The 1,120-nt window shown below is 69.7% G+C and carries 1 protein-coding gene; it reads left to right on the top strand.

Annotated elements, in window-relative coordinates; genetic code table 11:
- Positions 1–1,120: molybdopterin-binding protein (locus H8A92_RS40475; protein WP_249795544.1), on the top strand; the 1,120-nt coding region annotated here is incomplete at both ends.

The following is a 1,120-nucleotide window of genomic DNA, read 5'->3' on the forward strand; positions in this document are numbered from 1 at the left end:
CGCTGAACGGCGAGACCATTTCGTGCGGCACCGCGCCGACCCTGCCGGTGCTGCCGGGCACCGCGACCGCGATTGCAACCGGCGGTCCGGTGCCGCGCGGCGCGGACGCGATCGTGATGGTCGAGCACACCCAGCCTGTCGGCCATGATGCGATCGAGGTCCGCCGCGCGGCGTCGCCCGGGCAGTTCGTGTCTTACGCCGGCTCCGACATCGCGCGCGGCGAGGCGCTGCTGCGCGCGGGAGCGATCGTCGGCTCGCGCGAGATCGGCATGCTCGCGGCCTGCGGCATTGCCGAGGTTCTGGTGACGCGCCGTCCGCGCGTTGCGATCCTCTCGACCGGCGACGAGCTGGTACAGCCGGGTGAAAAGCTGCGGCCGGCCGCGATCTATGACACCAATGGCGCGATCGTCACCGCGGCGATTGCCGAAAACGGCGGCGACGCGGCGTTCCTTGGCGCGATCGCCGACAACGAGGCGATGCTAGAAGCCGCGATGCGCAAGGCGCTGGCGGACAGCGACATCCTGGTGCTGTCGGGCGGCACCTCCAAGGGCGCGGGCGATGTCTCGCATCGGATCATCGGAAGGCTCGGCAAGCCCGGTATCATCGCGCATGGCGTGGCGCTGAAGCCGGGCAAGCCGCTGTGCCTTGCGGTCTGTGACGGCAAGCCGGTGGTCATCCTGCCGGGCTTTCCGACCTCGGCGATGTTCACCTTCCACGATATGATCGTGCCGGTGCTGCGGCGGATGGCCGGCCTGCCGCCGCGCTCGGATGCCAAGGTGGCGGCGAAGGTGCCGGTGCGCATCGCCTCAGAGCTCGGCCGCACCGAATTCGTGATGGTGTCGCTGGTCGAAGGTGCCGACGGCCTGATCGCTTATCCGAGCGGCAAGGGCTCGGGCGCGATCACGTCGTTCGCGCAGGCCGACGGCTTCCTGAAGATCGAGGCGTTGGCCGATCAGTTGCCGGCCGGCAGCGACGCCGAGGTGACGCTGTTCACGCCGCATGTGCGGGAGCCTGATTTGGTCATCGTCGGCAGCCATTGCACCGGGCTCGATCTCGTCACTGCGCCGCTGGCCCATGCCGGCCTCGTGGTGCGCTCGATCGCGGTCGCAGTCTCGGCGGG

This window comes from Bradyrhizobium acaciae (assembly GCF_020889785.1).
Lineage (GTDB): Bacteria > Pseudomonadota > Alphaproteobacteria > Rhizobiales > Xanthobacteraceae > Bradyrhizobium > Bradyrhizobium acaciae.